Source organism: Streptomyces sp. NPDC050535 (assembly GCF_044457665.1).
Taxonomy (GTDB): Bacteria; Actinomycetota; Actinomycetes; order Streptomycetales; family Streptomycetaceae; genus Streptomyces.
Map to the genome: position 1 here is coordinate 35,471 of NZ_JBITHE010000031.1, position 16,974 is coordinate 52,444.

The window sequence follows — 16,974 nt, forward strand, 5'->3', positions numbered from 1 at the left end:
TGGGGCGTGCCGGCCTCAGGTCGAGGCTTCCGGCGGGGCGGTGGTGGGCGCGGGCCAGATCGACGGACCGCGGGGTCGGGCCGCATCTGCTGCACGAGCAGGAGCAGGTGGACTCCTAAAAATCGTCGGGAAGCCTGGTGAGGGCACGCGTAGAGGGCACGCCGTAGTTCCAGCTGTGGCAGTGAGGGGCGTAGTCCATATCCGCCTCGGTGAACCGGAGGATCCAGATACGGCCCACGTGGCGAAGGCAGACATCCTGTCCGCCAATCCGGAGCGTGATGCCTAGGGGGCGGTCGGCTTCGGCGATGGCGGCCTGATCCCGGGCGCGGAGGTACGCGGCGGATTCCGTGTCGGCTGCTTCGGAGAGGCAGTAGCCGGGGCCTTCGTAGCGGATGATCCAGGGCGGATAAACGGCGGTCATGCCGCTGCCTCGCCTTGGACCGCGCAGCCGTCGCACAGGGCACGGCCGCCTTTGCGGGCCAGGTCGGTCTCCTTGCGGGGCTCCAGCTTGAGTGCTGCCCGCACCTGCACCTGGAGTTCGGCGAACTCGGGTCCGTCGTCGGGGCAGATGATGCCTGGGTCGGGCGCGCCGCAGGTCTTCGCATGGCGGATGAGGTCGGTGATGCGCCAGTCGGCGCGGAAGCTGTCGCCCCGCACCTGTTCGACCTCGGCATACAGGTCGGCGACCCGCGGCCGCCGTCCGGTGGAGAGCAGCGTGTCGCGACGGCCGGCGTAGACGCACAGGGAGCAGGAGCAGCGGGAGGTGCCTGCCCAGTCCCCGGCGCCGGGGACGGAGTCGTACGTCCAGCAGTACGGAACCGGCGCCGTGGCGTGCCATTCCCTGACGGCGTCGGTGGACCATTCCTTGACGGGCAGCCACTCGTCGACGACGCGGGCGCTGTTGGACTGGACGTTGCGGAAAGCGGGCCGCCTTTTGCGGTCGGGGCCCTCGTCGCTGCGCAGGCCCATGACCTTCAGGATTCGAACCGGGCGGCCGAGCTCGCGCTTCATGCGGGTCACCATCGGTGTCCAGGCGGCGGAGACGACGCTCTCCTTGGCGGCTTTTCGGCAGTAAGGGCTGCCCATGCGGGGGAAGCGGCCGTAGGCGGCGATCTCGGTGAGCAGGCTGTGCGGCATCCGCGTGCCGTCGGGGGCGGGGAGCGTGCGGGTGACCTCGATGTGCCGGTCGGCCGGGATACCGAACGCGGCGCTCTGCAGGGCGGCGAGTTCGGACACCCCCGGGTAGCGGACGCCGTTGAAGACCACGGCCGGCCACTCCAGCACGCCGAGACTGGAGTGGTAGGAGATCACCCGGTCAACGACGCCGGCGCGCTCTGCGGCCTCCATGAACACGCAGTTCATGACCGCGGAGTCCTTCCCGCCGGACAGCTGGGGGGCGAGCAGGTCGTACGAGGCCAGATCAGGGGTCTGCAGGGGGCGGTTGGCGGAACGCGTGGGCATGACGACTCCAACAGGATGGCGGGGCGGGGCGGTGAAAGGCGAGTGCGCGGGGCTGAGCGCAGGAGGCTCCGGTACACCCGCTTCAGGAGGGGACGGGCTCGGGGTCGGGGTGCTTGGGGTAGGACTGTTGGACCGGCAGGCCGAGCCGGATCTCTTCGCGCTCGCGGCGGGTTCGGCCGAGCCGGAACACCCAGCGGTGGGGACCGCGGTGACGGACGTTGCGGGTGCCGACCGCGGCCAGGGCCTCGCGCAGCCACAGGGCCGGGTCGGCGCCGGGGCGCGGCCGCGGCGCTCCGAGCGCGATGAGCTGCTCCTGGGCGTACCGGTAGCCCTGCTCCCGGCGGCGGATCTTCTGCGCGGTCCGGTCGTTGAAGACCGTGCCGTCGGGCAGCACCTTCACCGTCCGGGCCGTGGCCCGGCCGGCGTAGACCGCGTTCGTGGCTGCGTAGATCGTCCCGACGTGCCCGGGCATCACCAGGACGCCGGAAGCGGTACGCCTGGGGACAGGATCGGCGAAGGAAACGACGCCCCGCACACCGTTGTCGAGCAGTGCAGCGTGGCAGCGCGCGAGGAGCCAACTCTCCGAATTTCCCGGGCACTCATCCAGCAGAACGAACCGCGAGCACACGACGGATTCGGTGAAAGGGCGCAGGTCAGGGAAGGGCTTGGTCAGGACAGCGCTGCTGACCGGCACTCCGAACACGGCGACGCCAACGAGTCGGCGCCTGCGCCCGGAGACGTCGTACATCCCAAATTGGATCTTCGCGGCCGGGTAGGAGTGGGAGTAGTGGTGGGTGAGGACGAACTGCTTGCCGGGCTCTTCGTCCTGGATGACGTCCACCCGGTACCGGCGTGCGTCGAACCCGCCGTCCCGCACGTGCCTCCAGGAGTGCTGACCCACGCGCCATCGCTGGCACCAGGGAGAGACGCTCGGTGTCTCGGCGAGGTCCTCGAACGGCAGGACCTCCTGCACAGCTCCGGTCACGACGCCGCCCTCCCGCCCGGGAGTTCGTCCTCCTGGTCGGAGGCGTCGAAGAGCCAGAGCTGCGCCTCCTGAACACGCTGCGGCGCGGTGATGTCGTCAGGCGCGGTCTGCTTCTCGCGCACGGTGTGGGTGCAGGGGCAGATCCACCGGCACGGTCGCTGCCCGGGTGCCCAGCGGATCACGGCAACAACGAAACCCTTGCCGTCCGTCATGGTGCCGGCGTGCTTGTCGACGCGGGGTCCGCCCGTGCTGACGCACCTGTCGTGCCGTTCGGTCATGCAGGGGTTGCAGATCCCGCTCTCGCAGGAGCACCAGCGGTGGAACCCGTGGGGGTAGGCGTCGTCGATCCGGCGCACTGCCTCGGGCCAGGCGTGAGCGCGGACCCAGGCGCCTTTCTTCTCGCTCATGGGAGAGGCGGTGGGGGAGGGGACAGGTTCGAGGATTCCCAGGATTGCAGCGCCGACGTGACGCAGGCGGGTGGTCATGGGTGGGCTCCAAGGCGGGTGAGGTGAGGTGATGCGGAGTTCGGGCATCTGGCCGGGAGGCGAGAAGCGGCAGTGGACGGTGCAGAGGGCCGCGCGATGTGCTGGCGGCCTGTCGTGACGCGTACCGGGTCAGGTCTGTTGGGAGTTGCGTGGGCGTCGGTCCGGTCGCGAGCCGGGATCCGCGGCCGGGACTTCGCGGCCTCTGGTCGTGGCTCCACAGCCCGGCTTCCGGGGTGGCCTGAACGCGGCGGGACCTGCGGTTCGAGAGCCATCTCCAGCGGCGAACGGTCTGCGCTGGCCAGAGGGCTCGTCCGCGACTCCGTGTGGGGGGCCGCGGACGAGCCGCTGCTGTCAGGCGTCTCGGGGGCGGTGCAGAGGCAGAGTGTGGAGCGCTGCGGGGATGCCGGTCAGGCCCTGGGTCTCCAGCGCCGTGCCGAGGGTGTAGTCGGACAGGTCTGCGCCGGCCTCGATGAGCGTGATGAGGGCGGTGAAGCAGGTCGTCCCGAGCAGCCGGGAGCTGCCAGGGGTCTGGTCGGGGAGCTCGGGCATCGGAGCGAGTGTGATCGTCTTGCGGTGGCCCTCCCACAGGGACGGCTCCCCGTACTCGGCAAGGAAGGCGCTGTAGGCGTTCTTCTCCTGGCGCTCGTTCCAGATGGTCTCCGCGGTCCGGTAGGCGGTGCGGGCGGCGTCCCGGATCGCATCGCGCCGCCGCGCCACCGCCTGATACCGCTCGTGGGCGGCGTCGGCTCGCTGGACCAGGTCGCTGTCCAGGCTGAGGACACTGGCCGTCTGCCCCCATGAGGCCTCCCAGGAGCGGCGGTCTCCCTTCTGGTCCCAGGTGCGCTGGCCGAACGAACTGCCCGGTCCGGCGACCGGCTGCTGACGCCGGTCCCGGCGCCAGCGGACGCCGTAGCCCTCGACCGTGACGGGTTCCGCCTTGCCGGTAGCTGGGCGGTCCTCGTCGACCCGGCCCCAAGAGCTGACCGTCCACACGACCACGGCGTGCGTGCCCTGAAGGGTGACGGCCGCGACCTCCCGGCCGGGAAACTCCGCGCGGGCGAGCCGGGCGGCCTGCTGGGCGAGGACTTCGCGCTCCGGGCCGCTCAGGTGCTCCGCCGGGGTGGCGCCCCGGTCCCAGTTCTCCCACCGCGGTGTACTGCGCAGAACGGTCCAACGGTTGGGGCGCGCCCCGGGCAGGACCCACTCCCGGCTGTCCCGCGCCAGCCCGCGGCGGGTGTAGGTGTGCTCCGTGACGAACGGACCGTCCGCCTGCGCGGTGAGGACGACGAGGTGACCGGCGTGGGTCTGGGCGATCAGGAGCACTTCCTGGTGCCGGGCGGCCACGGCCTCCACGACCTCCTCGGTGGCGCGGCCGTGGCCGGTGCGCCGACGGCGGCGGAACTCGGCCAGGATCTCCCGGGCGGCCTTGGCGTCGGCGTCGGCGCCGCGGCCGGTCAGCGGGCGGTGCACCCGGTTGGCGAACTTCCACCAGTCGACCAGGCTGAGAACGGCCTCCTTGGCTTCTTCCACGCGTACGCCGGCCTCCTGCATCAGCATGCCGACGGCCATCTGCCGGAACGGCGCCTCGGCGGCCCGCTCCTGCGCCTTGGCGGCGAGAGCGGCATTGATCACCGGCACCATGTCCAGGTAGTGCGCCCGGTCGACCCGGTTCCGCAGGAAGGCGCGCAGCAGGTCGGGATCGGCTGCGTCGTAGGCCAGGACGAAGGAATCATCGGCGCGCACCGTGCACGAGGCGCGGACCCGCGCGGGCCGGGGGCCCCGGTCGGTCCACACCTCGTCCGCACGCGCGTAGCGGATCACCAGTCCTCCGTCCGGACGGCGCTCCTCGATCGTGTGGACCGTGCCGGGGCTGGGGGCGTCGGCGGTCGGCGGGTGGAGGCGGGAGTGACCGCGCCGGTAGTCCTCGCGGCCGTACGCCAGGTCGCGGAAGGCCGTGCTCCTGCTGGCCACGATGATCCGCATGCCGGTCCTCAGCTGCGCGTTGACGCGTTTGTGCCAGTTGGTGAACCGCTCGCTTCCGTCGCCGAGCGCATAGGCGTCCTCGGCGTCGGGGACAAGGACGACCCGGCCGGCGTCGATGGCGTTCTGGTCGAGGAGGTTCAGCCCCTGCTCGGGGTGGGGGTGCAGGATCGTGGTGCGGTCGGCCAGCCCCTGGAGCAGCAGGCCGACCTTCATGTACTGGCGACGGGTGGCGTCCGCGGTCTCCTCGGCCTTCTCCCACTGGTGACTGCCCGGCTCCAGCGGACGCCCCTGGTGGTCACGGAACAGGCTGGCGAACTCGTCGGCGGCCGGGAACAGCCGCCCCTGCAGCTTCAGTTCGTTGAACACCGCGTAGAGGCGGTCACCGTTGCGGACCAGGAAGAACGTTGTGGCGTTCGCCTTCTTCATCGCGGCGTTGAACCAGGGGTCCGCGCCGTAGTGGCGCTCGGTGCGGCTGGGCACCAGGGCGACGATGCCCTTGGGCTCCGGCAGGACCTGGGCCAGGTGCCGGTCGTCGGCCAGCAGCCAGGCGAAGAAGTCGTCCAGGCCCTCGACGTCCAGGCCTCCGCTCTCGGCGGCCACCATGCACTCCTGATCCGCGCTGAGGACCATCTGCCGCAACACCACCGGCGTATCCGCCTCCGCGGGTTCGCCGTCCCGCAGCGTCTCGATGCCCTCCTCGATGCCGAGGTACAGGGTGATCGCCTCGATCCCCTCCTGCATGCGCGCGGCCTGCGCCTTCAGCGGCTGAAGCATCCGGTGGGCGGCCCGCATCTGCGCCTCCATCAGATCCCGGAGCCGCTTCCTGCGCCGGTCGATGTCGTCTTGCAGGTGCTGCAGCCGGGCGAGCTGACGGACCATGCTCGCCTTGGCCTCGACGGCCTGCTGGCCGGCGGCCTGAACAAGCGCGGTGCCCGGCTCGCCCGCGGGCTCGGCCGCGGCGGTCAACCGCTGCGCCTCGGAGCTGAGGTGCGCGAGTTCCGCGGTCAGCTGGGTGATCTCCGCGGCTGGTTCCGGGTCGGGGCCGGTCTGGCGCGGGGCCGGGACGTGGTCGGTCATAACAGTCCTCCGAAGGTGGGCCCGGCTTCTGGTGTGCCGGGGTGGCCGGGCCTGCCGTCGGACAGGCGGGGCGCATGCAGGGACGGCCGGTTCGCGGTGGAACGAACTGCTCTGCCGGGCCGCCATGGCGCCGGGCCGTGGGGCACGATGGCGACCCGGGCCCGGCGTCACGGCTACGGGGTGTGCGGGGTGGATCAGAGGTCGCCGGGGGTGTCGCGATGGACGGGGCACGGGCCGAAGCCGGCGCCCTGGCTGGCGGGGTGCACGTGGCGGGTGCCGGACAAGGTGCAGGCCGTCTTCGGGTCCTCGTTGCAGAACTCGACGCAGGTGCAGTCCTGGATCTCGTCCAGCGCGTCATCGCTGCTGACCCTGGGCAGGCACCGGTGCCGGTCGGCCATCCGGTCCAGGCGCTCAAGAGTCCAGCCCTGCCCGTCGAACCCTGCCTGCGTAGTGATGGCGCCGCACCCCATACAGCGGACCTCTTCCGCGACGGTGTGGCTGGTGCCGGAGCTGGAGATGACCACCTCGAAGCCGTCCCGGGGCAGGGTGTCCGGATCGGCCAGTGCGGCGGTCTCGGCCTCGCCGGTGAGGAACTCCAGGAGCGCCAGGGGCAGGTGGAGCTCGTGTCCGCGCTGGTGGACGCTGCGCACGGCGGCGCCGACGCTCCCGGATGCGGCACGGCGGAGCCCGTCGACCTCTGCGGTCAGGCGCTCGGCCTCGGCCTCGGCGTCCAGCAGACGGCGCAGGACGGGCCCCATCTGCTCGCCCATGAACACGGTGAGGCTCAGACGGGGAAGGGCGGGGTGGACGTGGTGCGTGCAGGTGTGCACGTTCTGCGTCAGCTGGTGGACCAGGCCGTCACGGGCCGCCGGAGTGTCGCCCAACAGAGCGGCCATCCTGACGCGTTGGTCGTGGCTCAGAGGCGAGGGAGCCATGAGGTCCTCCGGTTCGAGTTGTCCTACAGGGAGTAAGTGAGGTGTTGGGGGCGGGAGTTCATGGACATTGCGGATTCGCCAGTGCGTCGGGCTCCAACGAGATGGCGTCGGGACGCGTCAGGAGCAGCTATCGAAAGTCGCTTATAAGCTACACCTCGTGTCGCGTATAGGCGACACCCCTGTGTCGGCTACCGTTTGCTCATGCCGAACGAGCCCACTGACACCGCCGACCCCGCCGTTCTGGCGCGCCGGCAGGCCCTCGGCAGGCGGTTGAAGGAGCTGCGCAGCCGCGCGGGCCTGTCCCAGGCCCAACTGGCGCTGGCCGCAGGAATGAACCGCGTCTTCTACGTGGGCGTGGAGGGCGGCCGGCGCAACGTCTCCGTGGACAAGGTGTTCGCCCTGGCCGACGCCCTCAGCGTTGACGTGGAAGACCTCTTCCGCGACTTGAACAGCCTGATCACCGATCCTGAGCCCAGGTAACCCGCCGCGCGCGATCGGGGTCGAGGCGCGCGGGCCCAACTGCCCCCGCCGCTCACCGGCAACGCGGTGATGGACGGCAACGGGCCGAGGACGTCCAGGAGGGACGCGCCACCGACGGGCCGGGCGGTCATGTCGGGTCTCCGAACAGTGTGGGTGTGATGTGGAGTTCGTTCATCCACGCCAGGAGGCGGGGGAGGTTGGTGTCGGGGCCGAAGGCGAGGTAGGTGCCGTCGGCTGTGGTGCAGCCGAAGGCCTGCGCGATGCGCAGACGCCGGCGGGAGTTGACCCGGCCCATGTGGACAGCCAGGCCGCGGTCGCGGGCCTGCTGGGCCAGACGGTGGGCGGCTGGCGAGGTTTTCCACTCGGTGGAGCCCGCGAGGAACAGCACGTCGATCGCGTCCCAGGGGATGAGCCCGTCCTGTTCGCTGCCATCCTGGGCGGCGAAGGCGACGGGGATCCCGAGCGAGCGGATGCGTCCCAGCCAGGGCAGGGATTCGGCGAGGGTGGCCGCGGCGTTCATGGGGACGTCGGGGGCCACGGCCCACAGGCAGAGGTCGGGCCCGTAGCGCTGGACGGTGGCGGTGAGCCACGCGAACCAGGCGTCGGCGCCGGGCCAGCCCTTGCCGAACTTGCCGTTGTCGCACGCGTAGTGGGCGCTGGCCGGGATCAGGTTGCCCTGGGCTGGGGTCGTCATGCAGCCGAGCAGGCCGGCCTGCATCGCGGCCCGGACCTCAGGCCCGGAGGGCGTTGCCAGGTACAGCACGGCGCGGGCCAAGCTGGAGAGGGGCGCGGGAAGAGGGCATGCGGGCACGCATGAGGAAGTCCTTCCGGACGAAACAGCGGGCGGGAGAGGGCGGTTCAGGCGAGAGGCAGCTGCGCGGTGGCGCCCGCGAGGTGGGCCCGCCACTCCTTCTCGAAGTTCTTGTCCTGTTTGTCGATCACGCGGGCGGGCGCGGTGGTGAAGAGTTCCTCCGCCATCGGCCAGGCCGCGCCGCGGGGGCGCAACCAGGCGCGGGCGCGCCCGTACTGGTGGTCGCGTTCTACGTCGAGGCCGTGCCGCTCGGACACGGTGGTGAGCCGGTGGGCGAGTTGCCCGGGCCGACCGAGGTCGATGCGTTCGGTGGAGCGCATGACGGGGCGGTGGCCGCCGTCGAAAGCGAGCAGGAACAGCCGTCGAACGCGGTAGAGCGCCCACGGCATTTCGAGCTCGCGCTCGAAGGCCTCCAGACAGGCCCGGTCTCGCTCCTGGGTGGGGTCGAAGAGCTCCAGGAGACTCTTCTTGCCGTAGAGCTTGGCGTTGGGGTTGAGGCTCATCGCCGTGTACTCCAGCCGCAGCACCTCACCCGCGATGCCGGGGTGGGTGCGCATGCGCTCCATGTGGGCGCCCAGCGAGCCCATGGAGATCGGGTAGCAGCAGAACGTGCAGTAGCTCTTGGGCCAGTGCACGCCGAAGCACTCCAGCAGGTAGCCCTCGCACTCCCGCCGGCCCCAGCCCCAGTCGACGAGCGGGAACTCACCGGTGCGGCCAGGGAGCTTGGAGTTGGCCTGGTCCTTCAGACAGCGCCCGGCCTCGTCGGCGTTGAACCCGATGATCTGGCGGAACGGGCGCCCGCCCATGACGCCGAGGATCCACCGGTCTCCGACGTCTCCCTTCGCACGGAGACTGCATTTGCGGGTGCCGGCCTGCTGGGGAACCGTGCCCACGGACTCCATCTCGTCCCACAGCGTCCACGCCCCGCGGGCGTAGAGGCGTTCGGGGTGGCGGGAGTCGTCCAGGACCGTGATCCCTTCGGCGGCAAGGTGGCCGTTGCGGGCGAGCTGGATGAACCTGACGCCGTGCTCGCGCAGCATCGGCAACGCGAACTCCTCGACCAGGAGGCGGGTTTCGGGCCACTCGCTTCCGGTGGCCATGTAGAGGACGACGGTGCGGTCCAGGTCGATGCCATACCCCGCGGGGTCGGTGAGCATCTTCGCCAGATACGCCGTCGAGTCCGCGCCCAGGCCCCAGTTGATGACGGTGTCGATGTCATCGGTGGTGCTGAGGCCGGGCAGCGGCGGTGTGTAGGCGCTGCTGCTGGGCATGGCGGGCCTCACCGCGTGCTGGGCGGTAAGGAGCGCGCGGAGTGTTCCGGCACCGCGGGGAAGGGCGCGCTGTAGGGGCGGACAAGCCGCGAGGCGTGTGCCCTGGCGACGTCCCAGTTCTCGGGGCGCGCTTCCTTGGAGAGCAGCAGGCAGCAGCTGTCTTCGGGGTCGGTGGCCGTGTCGCCGGGAAGGTCGATGGGGAGCTGGTCGAAGAGAGATCCTGCCTGGTGTAGGCCCTGGACGGCTTTGAACAGTGCGCGGGGGTCCGCCGGGTCGAGGCATCCCCAAGCGTCGGCGAGGGGAGAGCTTTGCGGCAGTGCCGGCAGCCGCGCGTAGTCGTCGCCGAACTCGAAGAGGGCCCGGCCGTCGCCAGCGAGCACGCTGTGCAGCGTCATGGAGCCGTTGAATGGGTCCTCCTCCAGGACCAGGTAGGCGGCTGCGCCGCAGTACTGGGCGCTGAGGGTGTCGGCGATCAGCAGGGCGAGAGCGTTGGCGGCTGCGCGCAGGCGGTCGGTGGCCTCGATGAACGCGGGCCAGGTGAGAGGGGCGGTCACGGCGGATCCCTTCTGGGGCCCGTGCCCGGATCGGGGGAGGTCCGGGCACGGGCGGTCTGGGGGTGGTCAGAGCAGTTCGAGCGCTCGCGCGGGGCTGGGGCAAGGGAGGGCGCGGCGTTCGGCGATCAGGCGGGCGTTGCCCCCGGCGCGGACGCCTCCGTCGGACGGGACGGCCAGCAGGGTCCGCTTGAAGGTGATCGCGGCCTCGGCGGTGCGCAGGGCCTGGGCGTGGTCCAGGGCTTCGATGAGAATGACCGCGCGGGAGAGGGCGGCGAGGAGTGCGGCGCTGGCTTTGAGGGTTGCGCCGCTGGTCACGGTGCCTGGCCGGTAGAGGCTGACGGCCGCGCCGCCGTTCTCGGTGATGGTGTTCAGGAGCGGGGCGTGGTTGTGGGGGTAGGCCTGGTCCAGGCCGCGCGGCAGGACGGCCAGCGTGGGCCCGCCTATGAGGTGGGCGGCTTCGTGGGCTGCGGCGTCGACGCCGTAGGCGAGGGCTGCGGCGACGGTGTGTCCGGCCTCGGCGACAGCCGTGGCGAACGCGGTGGAGCGCTCGATGGCCTCCGGGCTGGCCGCGCGGTTGCCGGTCACGACGACGGTGCTTGTGGCCAGTTTGGGCAGCTGGTCGTGTCCGCGGACCCACAGGCCCAGCGGGCAGGCGGGGCCGAGGTCGGCCAGGGCACCGGGCCACTGCGCGTCGGTGGGGATGACGAAGCGGCACGTCAGCTGGCCGTTTGAGAGCTCGGTCTCCGGCCGGTACTGGGCCAGGCGGCCGGTGTTGTCGAGGCGGACACGCTGCTGCCATACCTCGGCGGGGGAGTACTGGGCGAGGTCGGCGGCGACCTGGTCGGGTGTGAAGTGGCTGGAGAGCGCGGCGAGGGCGGCACGGTCGGACATGGCGGCCTTTCGGATACGGCGCGGCACCGGCAGGCGAGCGGTGCCGCGCCCGATGGGCGAGGCGAAGGGAAAGGGGGAGACAGTCAGCTGCCGACGCGAAGGGGAGAAGCGTCGGCGGCCGTGGAGGCGCCGGGCGCGGACCAGCCGGAGGACCGGCGTTCGTCCCACCAGCCGGGCGGGTTGCCCGGTCGCCTGGTGGCCGGTTCGGAGGCGGCCTGCTCGGTGGGCTGCGGCGCAGGGGGCGGAGTGACGGGGGCGGCGGCGCCCGGGCCGGGCAGACCCGCATCGGTGTAGGCGATGTGCTCGCGCAGGCTGACCCCGAGGTCGTCGACGCTGAGGCGGATCGCGTTGTCCTTGATCTCCGTGATGCGGCCCCGGACGAGGACGGCCGTTCCGCTGACGAGTGACTCGGTGGCGTTGCGGGCGATGTCGTCCCAGGCGGTGCACACGTACGGGATCGGGGTTCCGTCGCGCCATTTCTGGGTGGCGGCGTCCCATTGCCTGGGGACTTCGGTGAGGCGGAACCGGCAGACCGCCAGCCCGCCATCGGTGAAGCGGATTTCGATTTCGCTGGCGATGGTGCCGGACACGTGCGTGATGGGCGGGAACATGCGAGCACCTCCAAAAGCAATAATAGTGTATCTTCGGTGGGCGTCAATCCCCCCTCCACCAGCGCATCCACCGCGCCCGGCGGACCAGCCTGCGCAGCCGCCGGGACCGCGCTTTCGCCGGTACCGGCCGGGCGCCCGCGCTGAACACCGTGGCGTCCTCGACCTTGACATGCAGCGGGACTGTCACGTCGCCGCGCACCAGATCCTCGATGGTGGTGTCGAGGTGCACCGACACCCGTACGGCCTGCATCTCAGGGTCCAGGTAGGCGAAGACCAGTACACCGCCGATCTCGATGCAGGGCAGTCCCTCGTCGGCGGGGCCGGTCATCGGGTGGAAGACAGCCGCGCTGTTCGCCTGCGCGCAGAACTCCTCGTCAGGGAAGCGGAAGCCGTCCGGCGCGGGCATCGTGGACGCGAGCCTGCCGATGTCGTCGGAGTACAGCCAGTAGTCCTCATCGCCGCGTTCGTCCTTGGGCCCGTAGTACAGATCGACGGCCCTTCGGTCGCTGGCGGGCGGGGAGTCGGGGATGCCGTCGGCTCCCCACACGTTGTCCCAGTTGGCGCGGGCGTGCTGGGCCAGGGAGCCGAGTGCGGAGGCCTCGTCGGCCCACAGCGTCACGACGTCCTCGTGCCGGTCCTGGCGGCGCAGGACCCAGGCGCTGCCCGCGACCCAACGCGCGCGGGCCGGCGCGCGGGTGAAGTCGAAGTCGGCGAGCCACATGCCGAGGATGTCGACGACGTCGGCGCCGGGCCAGTCGCCGGTGCGCTTTTCGAGGTTCTCCATCTCCTCGTGCAGGTCGAGGACGGCTGCACCCTCGGGCGTCAGCGGGTCGGGGGTGATCACGGGAGTCTCCTTCGGTGATGACGGCGCCCGGGAGCGGGAGGCCATGAGGGCCCGTCCAGGTCGGTGCGCAGCAGGTTCAGCAGGTCTTGCTGCTCGGGTGGGAGCGTCGCGTTGCGCAGGAGCCGTTTACGCAGGACGGGAACGTCGAGGCTGATGCCGGAGATGACGCCGGGCTGGTCATCGGGGCCGGTCAGGCGGTACTCGCGGGTGTGGATCATCCAGGCTTCGTACCGGTCGGCCCGGGCGCCTCTGCGGGCGGTGTGGCCCTGGTCGGGCGAGCGCTCTGGGCAGGAACAGGACGGGTCGGTGCAGCGGCGCCCGGCGGGGTGGCCGGCCAGGACCGCGCGGCTGCGGTAGTGCGTGACGGTGCCGTTGAGCATGGGGCAGTACGCGGCGGTGTAGGGCAGGCACTCGGGGTGCAGGGCGGGTTCGGGTGAGATACCGCGGACTGCGTCGGCCGGGCGGACGATCAGGAAGCAGCGTTCCTCCAGCCGTTCGGCGCAGATCTGACACAGGCGCCGTACGAGAGCGGTTCGGGCCCGCTCGGCATCGAGGCTCCCGAACGCGGCGTGGCCATCATGGATCAGGGACACATACGGCACGACCAGGCCGCCCGCGAGCGGTCGGCGCGCGCAGCGTTGAGGTATCGAGGGCATCGGCCACGTCCTTGGATCAGAAGGGGCGGCTGCCTGTGGTGGCAGCCGCCCGGTGGAGGGCGTCAACTGTCGGGCGACGAGGGCGGCTCGGAGGTGTCGCCGGTCAGGAGGTCGTCCAGGGGGAGGTACTGGCACTCGGTGGCGTCGTGCATGCGCAGGCGGAGCCAGCTCAGGTCCTGCCCGGCCGTCAGGACGGCCTCAGCGCCGATGGCGACACTCCGTGGGTAGGTCGTGCCGTCGTCGAGGTCGGCGCAGACGACGATCAGTCCCGGGCGGCGCGGCATGTGGCGGAGTGTGAAGGTGGCGTAGCTGCGGTCATCGAGGAGTACGAGCGGGGCGAGTTGGTACTCCTGGGCGCTGAACAGCACCGACGGCATGTGGCGGAGCGCTATCCGGTTGGGTAACAGGCCCACCGGATCGTCAGCGAGGCTGTCGCTGATGACCAGCACCGGCTGGAGGGGCCACACGGGGTGGACGTCGTCGTCCGGGAGGCAGAACTCCGCGTTGAGCGCCGTGTCGGTGATGACCCACGGTTCCGGATCGTTCCCGTGCCGGGGCCGATGGGCGGCGTCGTGGAAGGAACGGACCTCGCGGATCTCGGCGCCTGCGGCGAGAGCGGACATCAGCCGCTCGCGATGGGTCTGCTGACGGGGCCCGAGGACATACTCGGCGTCGAAACTGCGCGAGTTCTCCTGACTGGGTCCGCCGCTCGCAGATGTGAAGCGGAACAGGAACGAGGCGGCCTCGACCATCTCGGTGGTCATGTCCACTTCGTAGTGCTGGTCTGTCAGCGAGGCGGTGTCCAGGGCGGTGCGGAGCGTGTGGCTTCCGCGCACGGGACGGCTGCCGAAACGCAGGTGGTCGAGCAGGAGGTCACGCTGGGCGGGGGAGAGGCGGACCAGCATCACAGGCCGTCCTTTCATGAGAGGTGGATGAAGCCCGCGGTGCCATGTCGCGGAGAGGGCGGCCGCTCCTGTCCTGGCGGAGGGAGCCCGCCACGGACTGAGCCCGTCGCGGTGCGCCTCCATGCCGGCGGGCTGGCGCACGCTCCGGGGGCCAGCGGGTGTGCTGCCCCCGGAGCGCCGGTGCTCAGGAGTCGGTCGGGTCGTCCAGGTCGATGCACGAGGCGGGGACCTTGGCCAGCCGGAAGCGCTTCATGCTCCCGGGGATCTTGAAGCGGGGGTTGTCCGGGTCCTGGCGGTGGCGCAGTTGGATGGTGGCTTCCTCGGTGAGGAGGAAGTCGAACCTGCTGCGGGTGCGGTTGGGCTGCTGGACGGTGCCGGTCAGCCCGCGCAGGGACGCCGGTCGGATGCTGCCGTCGATCTGTCCGGTGCGGCCAGAGGTGATGACCGGGCGCCTTTCGGCGTCCAGGTGGAGCAGGCGGGAGGTCGCTGCCTCCTGGACGGCGGCGGCTGTCTCGGTGTCGGGGAGGCCGCGGACGAACGCGCGGACCTCGTCGAGCGTGGTCATGGGGGAGGCTCACTTCCTGTTGTGGTGAGAGGAGCCGGGCGCCGGATCTGGCGCCCGGGGCCGGGGTGGCCGGAGTGCGCGCGGGGCCCGGTGGGTGGTCGCCACCCGCCGGGTATGCGCGACGGGTCAGCCGAGGGGGAAGAGCACGAGCGCGGCGACGGCGTCGTCGGGGATCTCGGGGTACAGCTCGCGCAGCTCTTTGTCCTTGGCCAGGGCGCTTTCCAGGGGGTAGACGTCGCCGTGGAGGCCGTAGACGGGGGAGTAGCGGTGCTGGCTGTAGGTGCTGAACGGTGAGTAGCCGTTGCCGCTGGCGTCCCGGCACAGGACGACCAGCGTCTTGCCGGGCAGGCGCGACCAGTCGTTGCGCACCAGGTAGCGCAGCACATCGAGCGTGAGCGGCTGGTCGAGTTGGGCGGTGGTCTGCTTGGGTTCGGCGGGGCTGGAAGACGGCATGACGAACTCCCGGTGTTGCCGGTCGTGGTCGGGTGGGGAGGGGGGGGGGGGGGGGGGGGGGCCCGGCCCCCGGGGGGGGGGGGGGGGGGGGGGGGGGGGGGGGGGGGGGGGGGGGGGGGGGCCCCGGCCCCGGTGCGTGAGGGTCAGGCGGCGTCCGGCGTCTTGGGCCGGTGCTGGGTGACGGCCTGGTCCTCGACCTCGGACAGGGCGTAGCTGCCGTTGTCGGCCTGGCCGAGTGCTTCGAGGAGCAGCAGGTAGGCGGCCTGCTGTGGGTTGGGGGCTTCCCAGAGGTAGGCGGGCCGGTAGCGGACCATGTCGTAGGTCTTCGGGTCGCGGATGTCGGCCTCGAAGGCGGCGGCGACCTGGGCGAACAGCACGTTCGCGAGCTTGGCCTTCGGCAGGGCGGCGGCCAGTTCCGCCGCCGCCGTGTCCTCGCCCTCCTTGGCCCCCAGGAACCGTGCCACGTCGGCGGTGTCGCCCTTGCTGGCCCACTTGCCGTAGAACTCGGGCAGCTCCAGCAGCACCTGCTGAGCGAAGGTCCGCGCCTCGTCGGGCAGGCTCTTGCCCTTCACCAGGCGCGTCACGAACTGCTGGCGGGGTCCGGCTGCGGCCTTCCACGCCCGGTTGCAGGACACGACCCGCGCCCGCTCGGCCGACTTCTGGGCCGCCTGCTCCTCTTCCTCAGCGCTGCGGCGCGGCTTGGGCTGCTTGCGGACCTTGTGGCCGTTCTCGGCCGGTTCGGAGCAGTGCCAGACGGGCTGGTTGTCCTCGTCCAGCCTGGCGCAGTGGCCGTGGCAGCCGTGGTGGTTCTCGGCGGTGAGCGGGGCCCCGAGACCGGTGGTGAGGTCCGACAGCGGCCGGACCGACTTCCGCTGCTCGTAGGAGAGGGAGGACAGCAGGGCGACGCCGGACTCCTGGAGAGCTGTTTTGGCGTCCTCGCGGGCCTTGGTGCTGGCCTGCTCCTCCGTCAGAAGGGCGAACTCCTGGTCCCAGTGCCCGCGACCGCCCCGGCCCTCATTCTGGTCCTTCGCCAGTGCCCTGAGCAGCCGCTGCGTGGCGTTGGGAATCTCCTCCACCTCGGTGAGCTGCGCGGTCTGCTCCAGGTCCATGCCCCCGGCCGTGGCCTGCCGCAGGGTCGCGTCGTCGAGCTTCTGCGCCGTGCGCAGGTGCTTGACCGCTCCGCGCTTGAGGCCCATCGCCTTCACGGCCCTGGCCTGGTCGACCTCGTCCATGCCGACCAGGGACAGTTCCTGGGCCCTGAGGGTGTCGCGGGCGTCCATCTCCTGGCGGTGGTCGTTCTCCACCAGCGACAGGAAGCGGGTGTAGCCGTCCTTCTCCACCAGGTCGCTACGGACGAACGCCTTGACCATGTGGAGGGGGCGGCCCTCCTGCTCGGCCGCAGCGTTGGCGATCTGCGCGGCCTGCGCACGCCGCCAGCCCTTGAACACCCCATAGGTGCCGTCCGGCTTGGGCCGGACGCTGATGGGCTCCTCGACGCCGAGTTCCCTGACGGACGTGATCAGTTTGTCGTCCGGCTCGGTGTCGTGCTCGCGGGCATTGCACGCGTCACGTACGAGCTGCGCCGGGTCGAGGTGGGTGATCTGCTCGACGGCCCCCTCGTGTTCGGCGGGCGTGGTGGTCGAGGTCGAGACGGCGGTGGCCATGTGGCTCTCCTTCTCCTTGTCTCAGCGGCGAGTGCGGGGTGTAACTCCCCGTCCGGCTATATCAATAATAGTGCATTTATGGGTAGTGGCTAGATGCCCTCCGACCTGCGAAAACGTGAAGCCTGGAGCTGCTTTCGGTCCAGGTCGTGTATGAGGAGCTAGGACGGCCCCGACAGGACCGCGAGCCCTCGGCGCTCGGTGAGGCAGGGCAGGGCATCGCTCCACTGCGGCGCAAGAGCGCTCCGAGATCCCGGGGCGGCGCGATCAGCACGCCGTAGACGGCATACACGGACGACGTGACGGACATGCCGGCTCCTTGCGGTCGGGGCGGTGAAGGGTGAGG

General features: G+C 71.1%; 18 protein-coding genes. 1 reads left to right on the plus strand and 17 read right to left on the minus strand.

The genetic code is table 11. From position 1 onward, the window contains the following. Window positions 1-115: 115 nt before the first annotated feature. The 6 genes from ACIBLC_RS38120 to ACIBLC_RS38145 all read right to left on the minus strand — a co-directional run bounded on the left by ACIBLC_RS38120 (window position 116) and on the right by ACIBLC_RS38145 (window position 6,926). Window positions 116-421 carry a hypothetical protein gene (locus tag ACIBLC_RS38120; RefSeq protein WP_399216060.1) on the minus strand — a complete coding sequence of 102 codons (306 nt, stop codon included), beginning with the start codon at window positions 419-421 and terminating at the stop codon, window positions 116-118. After that, window positions 418-1,461, minus strand: a complete 1,044-nt coding sequence (locus tag ACIBLC_RS38125; RefSeq protein WP_399216061.1) for a phosphoadenosine phosphosulfate reductase — start codon at window positions 1,459-1,461, stop codon at window positions 418-420. The genes ACIBLC_RS38120 and ACIBLC_RS38125 overlap by 4 nt, the downstream gene beginning before the upstream one ends. An 82-nt stretch (window positions 1,462-1,543) precedes the next feature. Beyond that, the gene (locus ACIBLC_RS38130; protein WP_399216062.1) at window positions 1,544-2,446 is read right to left on the minus strand and encodes a hypothetical protein; all 903 of its coding nucleotides are present in this window, start codon (window positions 2,444-2,446) and stop codon (window positions 1,544-1,546) included. Beyond that, window positions 2,443-2,979 (minus strand): DUF6248 family natural product biosynthesis protein, encoded by a 537-nt coding sequence (locus tag ACIBLC_RS38135; RefSeq protein WP_399216063.1) that lies wholly within the window; start codon window positions 2,977-2,979, stop codon window positions 2,443-2,445. Before ACIBLC_RS38135 ends, ACIBLC_RS38130 begins: the two co-directional genes overlap by 4 nt. 303 nt (window positions 2,980-3,282) lie before the next feature. Further along, the gene (locus tag ACIBLC_RS38140; RefSeq protein WP_399216064.1) at window positions 3,283-5,991 is read right to left on the minus strand and encodes a hypothetical protein; all 2,709 of its coding nucleotides are present in this window, start codon (window positions 5,989-5,991) and stop codon (window positions 3,283-3,285) included. Window positions 5,992-6,185: 194 nt separating this feature from the next. Beyond that, complete coding sequence (locus ACIBLC_RS38145; protein WP_399216065.1) at window positions 6,186-6,926, minus strand: hypothetical protein; 741 nt, start codon at window positions 6,924-6,926, stop codon at window positions 6,186-6,188. 201 nt (window positions 6,927-7,127) lie between these two features. Here ACIBLC_RS38145 and ACIBLC_RS38150 point away from each other — a divergent pair, with 201 nt between their 5' ends. Then, window positions 7,128-7,406 (plus strand): helix-turn-helix transcriptional regulator, encoded by a 279-nt coding sequence (locus tag ACIBLC_RS38150; RefSeq protein WP_399216066.1) that lies wholly within the window; start codon window positions 7,128-7,130, stop codon window positions 7,404-7,406. Window positions 7,407-7,533: 127 nt separating this feature from the next. On the opposite strand, the gene ACIBLC_RS38155 is transcribed toward ACIBLC_RS38150, so the two are convergent. From ACIBLC_RS38155 to ACIBLC_RS38205, 11 genes are all read right to left on the minus strand, one after another. Then, window positions 7,534-8,169 carry a hypothetical protein gene (locus ACIBLC_RS38155; protein WP_399216067.1) on the minus strand — a complete coding sequence of 212 codons (636 nt, stop codon included), beginning with the start codon at window positions 8,167-8,169 and terminating at the stop codon, window positions 7,534-7,536. A gap of 95 nt (window positions 8,170-8,264) precedes the next feature. Next, window positions 8,265-9,488: a hypothetical protein gene (locus ACIBLC_RS38160; RefSeq protein WP_399216068.1), complete on the minus strand. Its 1,224-nt coding sequence runs from the start codon at window positions 9,486-9,488 to the stop codon at window positions 8,265-8,267. An 8-nt stretch (window positions 9,489-9,496) separates the two neighbouring features. Further along, complete coding sequence (locus ACIBLC_RS38165; protein ID WP_399216069.1) at window positions 9,497-10,042, minus strand: hypothetical protein; 546 nt, start codon at window positions 10,040-10,042, stop codon at window positions 9,497-9,499. Window positions 10,043-10,108: 66 nt separating this feature from the next. Continuing rightward, window positions 10,109-10,933 (minus strand): DNA-processing protein DprA, encoded by an 825-nt coding sequence (locus ACIBLC_RS38170; RefSeq protein ID WP_399216070.1) that lies wholly within the window; start codon window positions 10,931-10,933, stop codon window positions 10,109-10,111. An 83-nt stretch (window positions 10,934-11,016) separates the two neighbouring features. Beyond that, the gene (locus ACIBLC_RS38175) at window positions 11,017-11,544 is read right to left on the minus strand and encodes a single-stranded DNA-binding protein (RefSeq protein ID WP_399216072.1); all 528 of its coding nucleotides are present in this window, start codon (window positions 11,542-11,544) and stop codon (window positions 11,017-11,019) included. A gap of 43 nt (window positions 11,545-11,587) precedes the next feature. After that, entirely contained in the window at window positions 11,588-12,388 is an 801-nt protein-coding gene (locus ACIBLC_RS38180) for a hypothetical protein (protein WP_399216073.1), read from the minus strand. Continuing rightward, window positions 12,385-13,044, minus strand: a complete 660-nt coding sequence (locus ACIBLC_RS38185; protein ID WP_399216075.1) for a cell envelope biogenesis protein OmpA — start codon at window positions 13,042-13,044, stop codon at window positions 12,385-12,387. The genes ACIBLC_RS38180 and ACIBLC_RS38185 overlap by 4 nt, the downstream gene beginning before the upstream one ends. Before the next feature lie 62 nt (window positions 13,045-13,106). Continuing rightward, entirely contained in the window at window positions 13,107-13,967 is an 861-nt protein-coding gene (locus ACIBLC_RS38190; RefSeq protein WP_399216076.1) for a hypothetical protein, read from the minus strand. A 166-nt stretch (window positions 13,968-14,133) separates the two neighbouring features. Further along, the gene (locus ACIBLC_RS38195) at window positions 14,134-14,514 is read right to left on the minus strand and encodes a hypothetical protein (RefSeq protein WP_399216077.1); all 381 of its coding nucleotides are present in this window, start codon (window positions 14,512-14,514) and stop codon (window positions 14,134-14,136) included. 126 nt (window positions 14,515-14,640) lie between these two features. Continuing rightward, window positions 14,641-14,967 (minus strand): hypothetical protein, encoded by a 327-nt coding sequence (locus tag ACIBLC_RS38200; protein ID WP_399216078.1) that lies wholly within the window; start codon window positions 14,965-14,967, stop codon window positions 14,641-14,643. Window positions 14,968-15,110: 143 nt separating this feature from the next. Then, on the minus strand, window positions 15,111-16,631 hold the full coding sequence (locus ACIBLC_RS38205) for a ParB/RepB/Spo0J family partition protein (protein ID WP_399216079.1): 1,521 nt from the start codon (window positions 16,629-16,631) through the stop codon (window positions 15,111-15,113). Window positions 16,632-16,974: the final 343 nt, after the last annotated feature.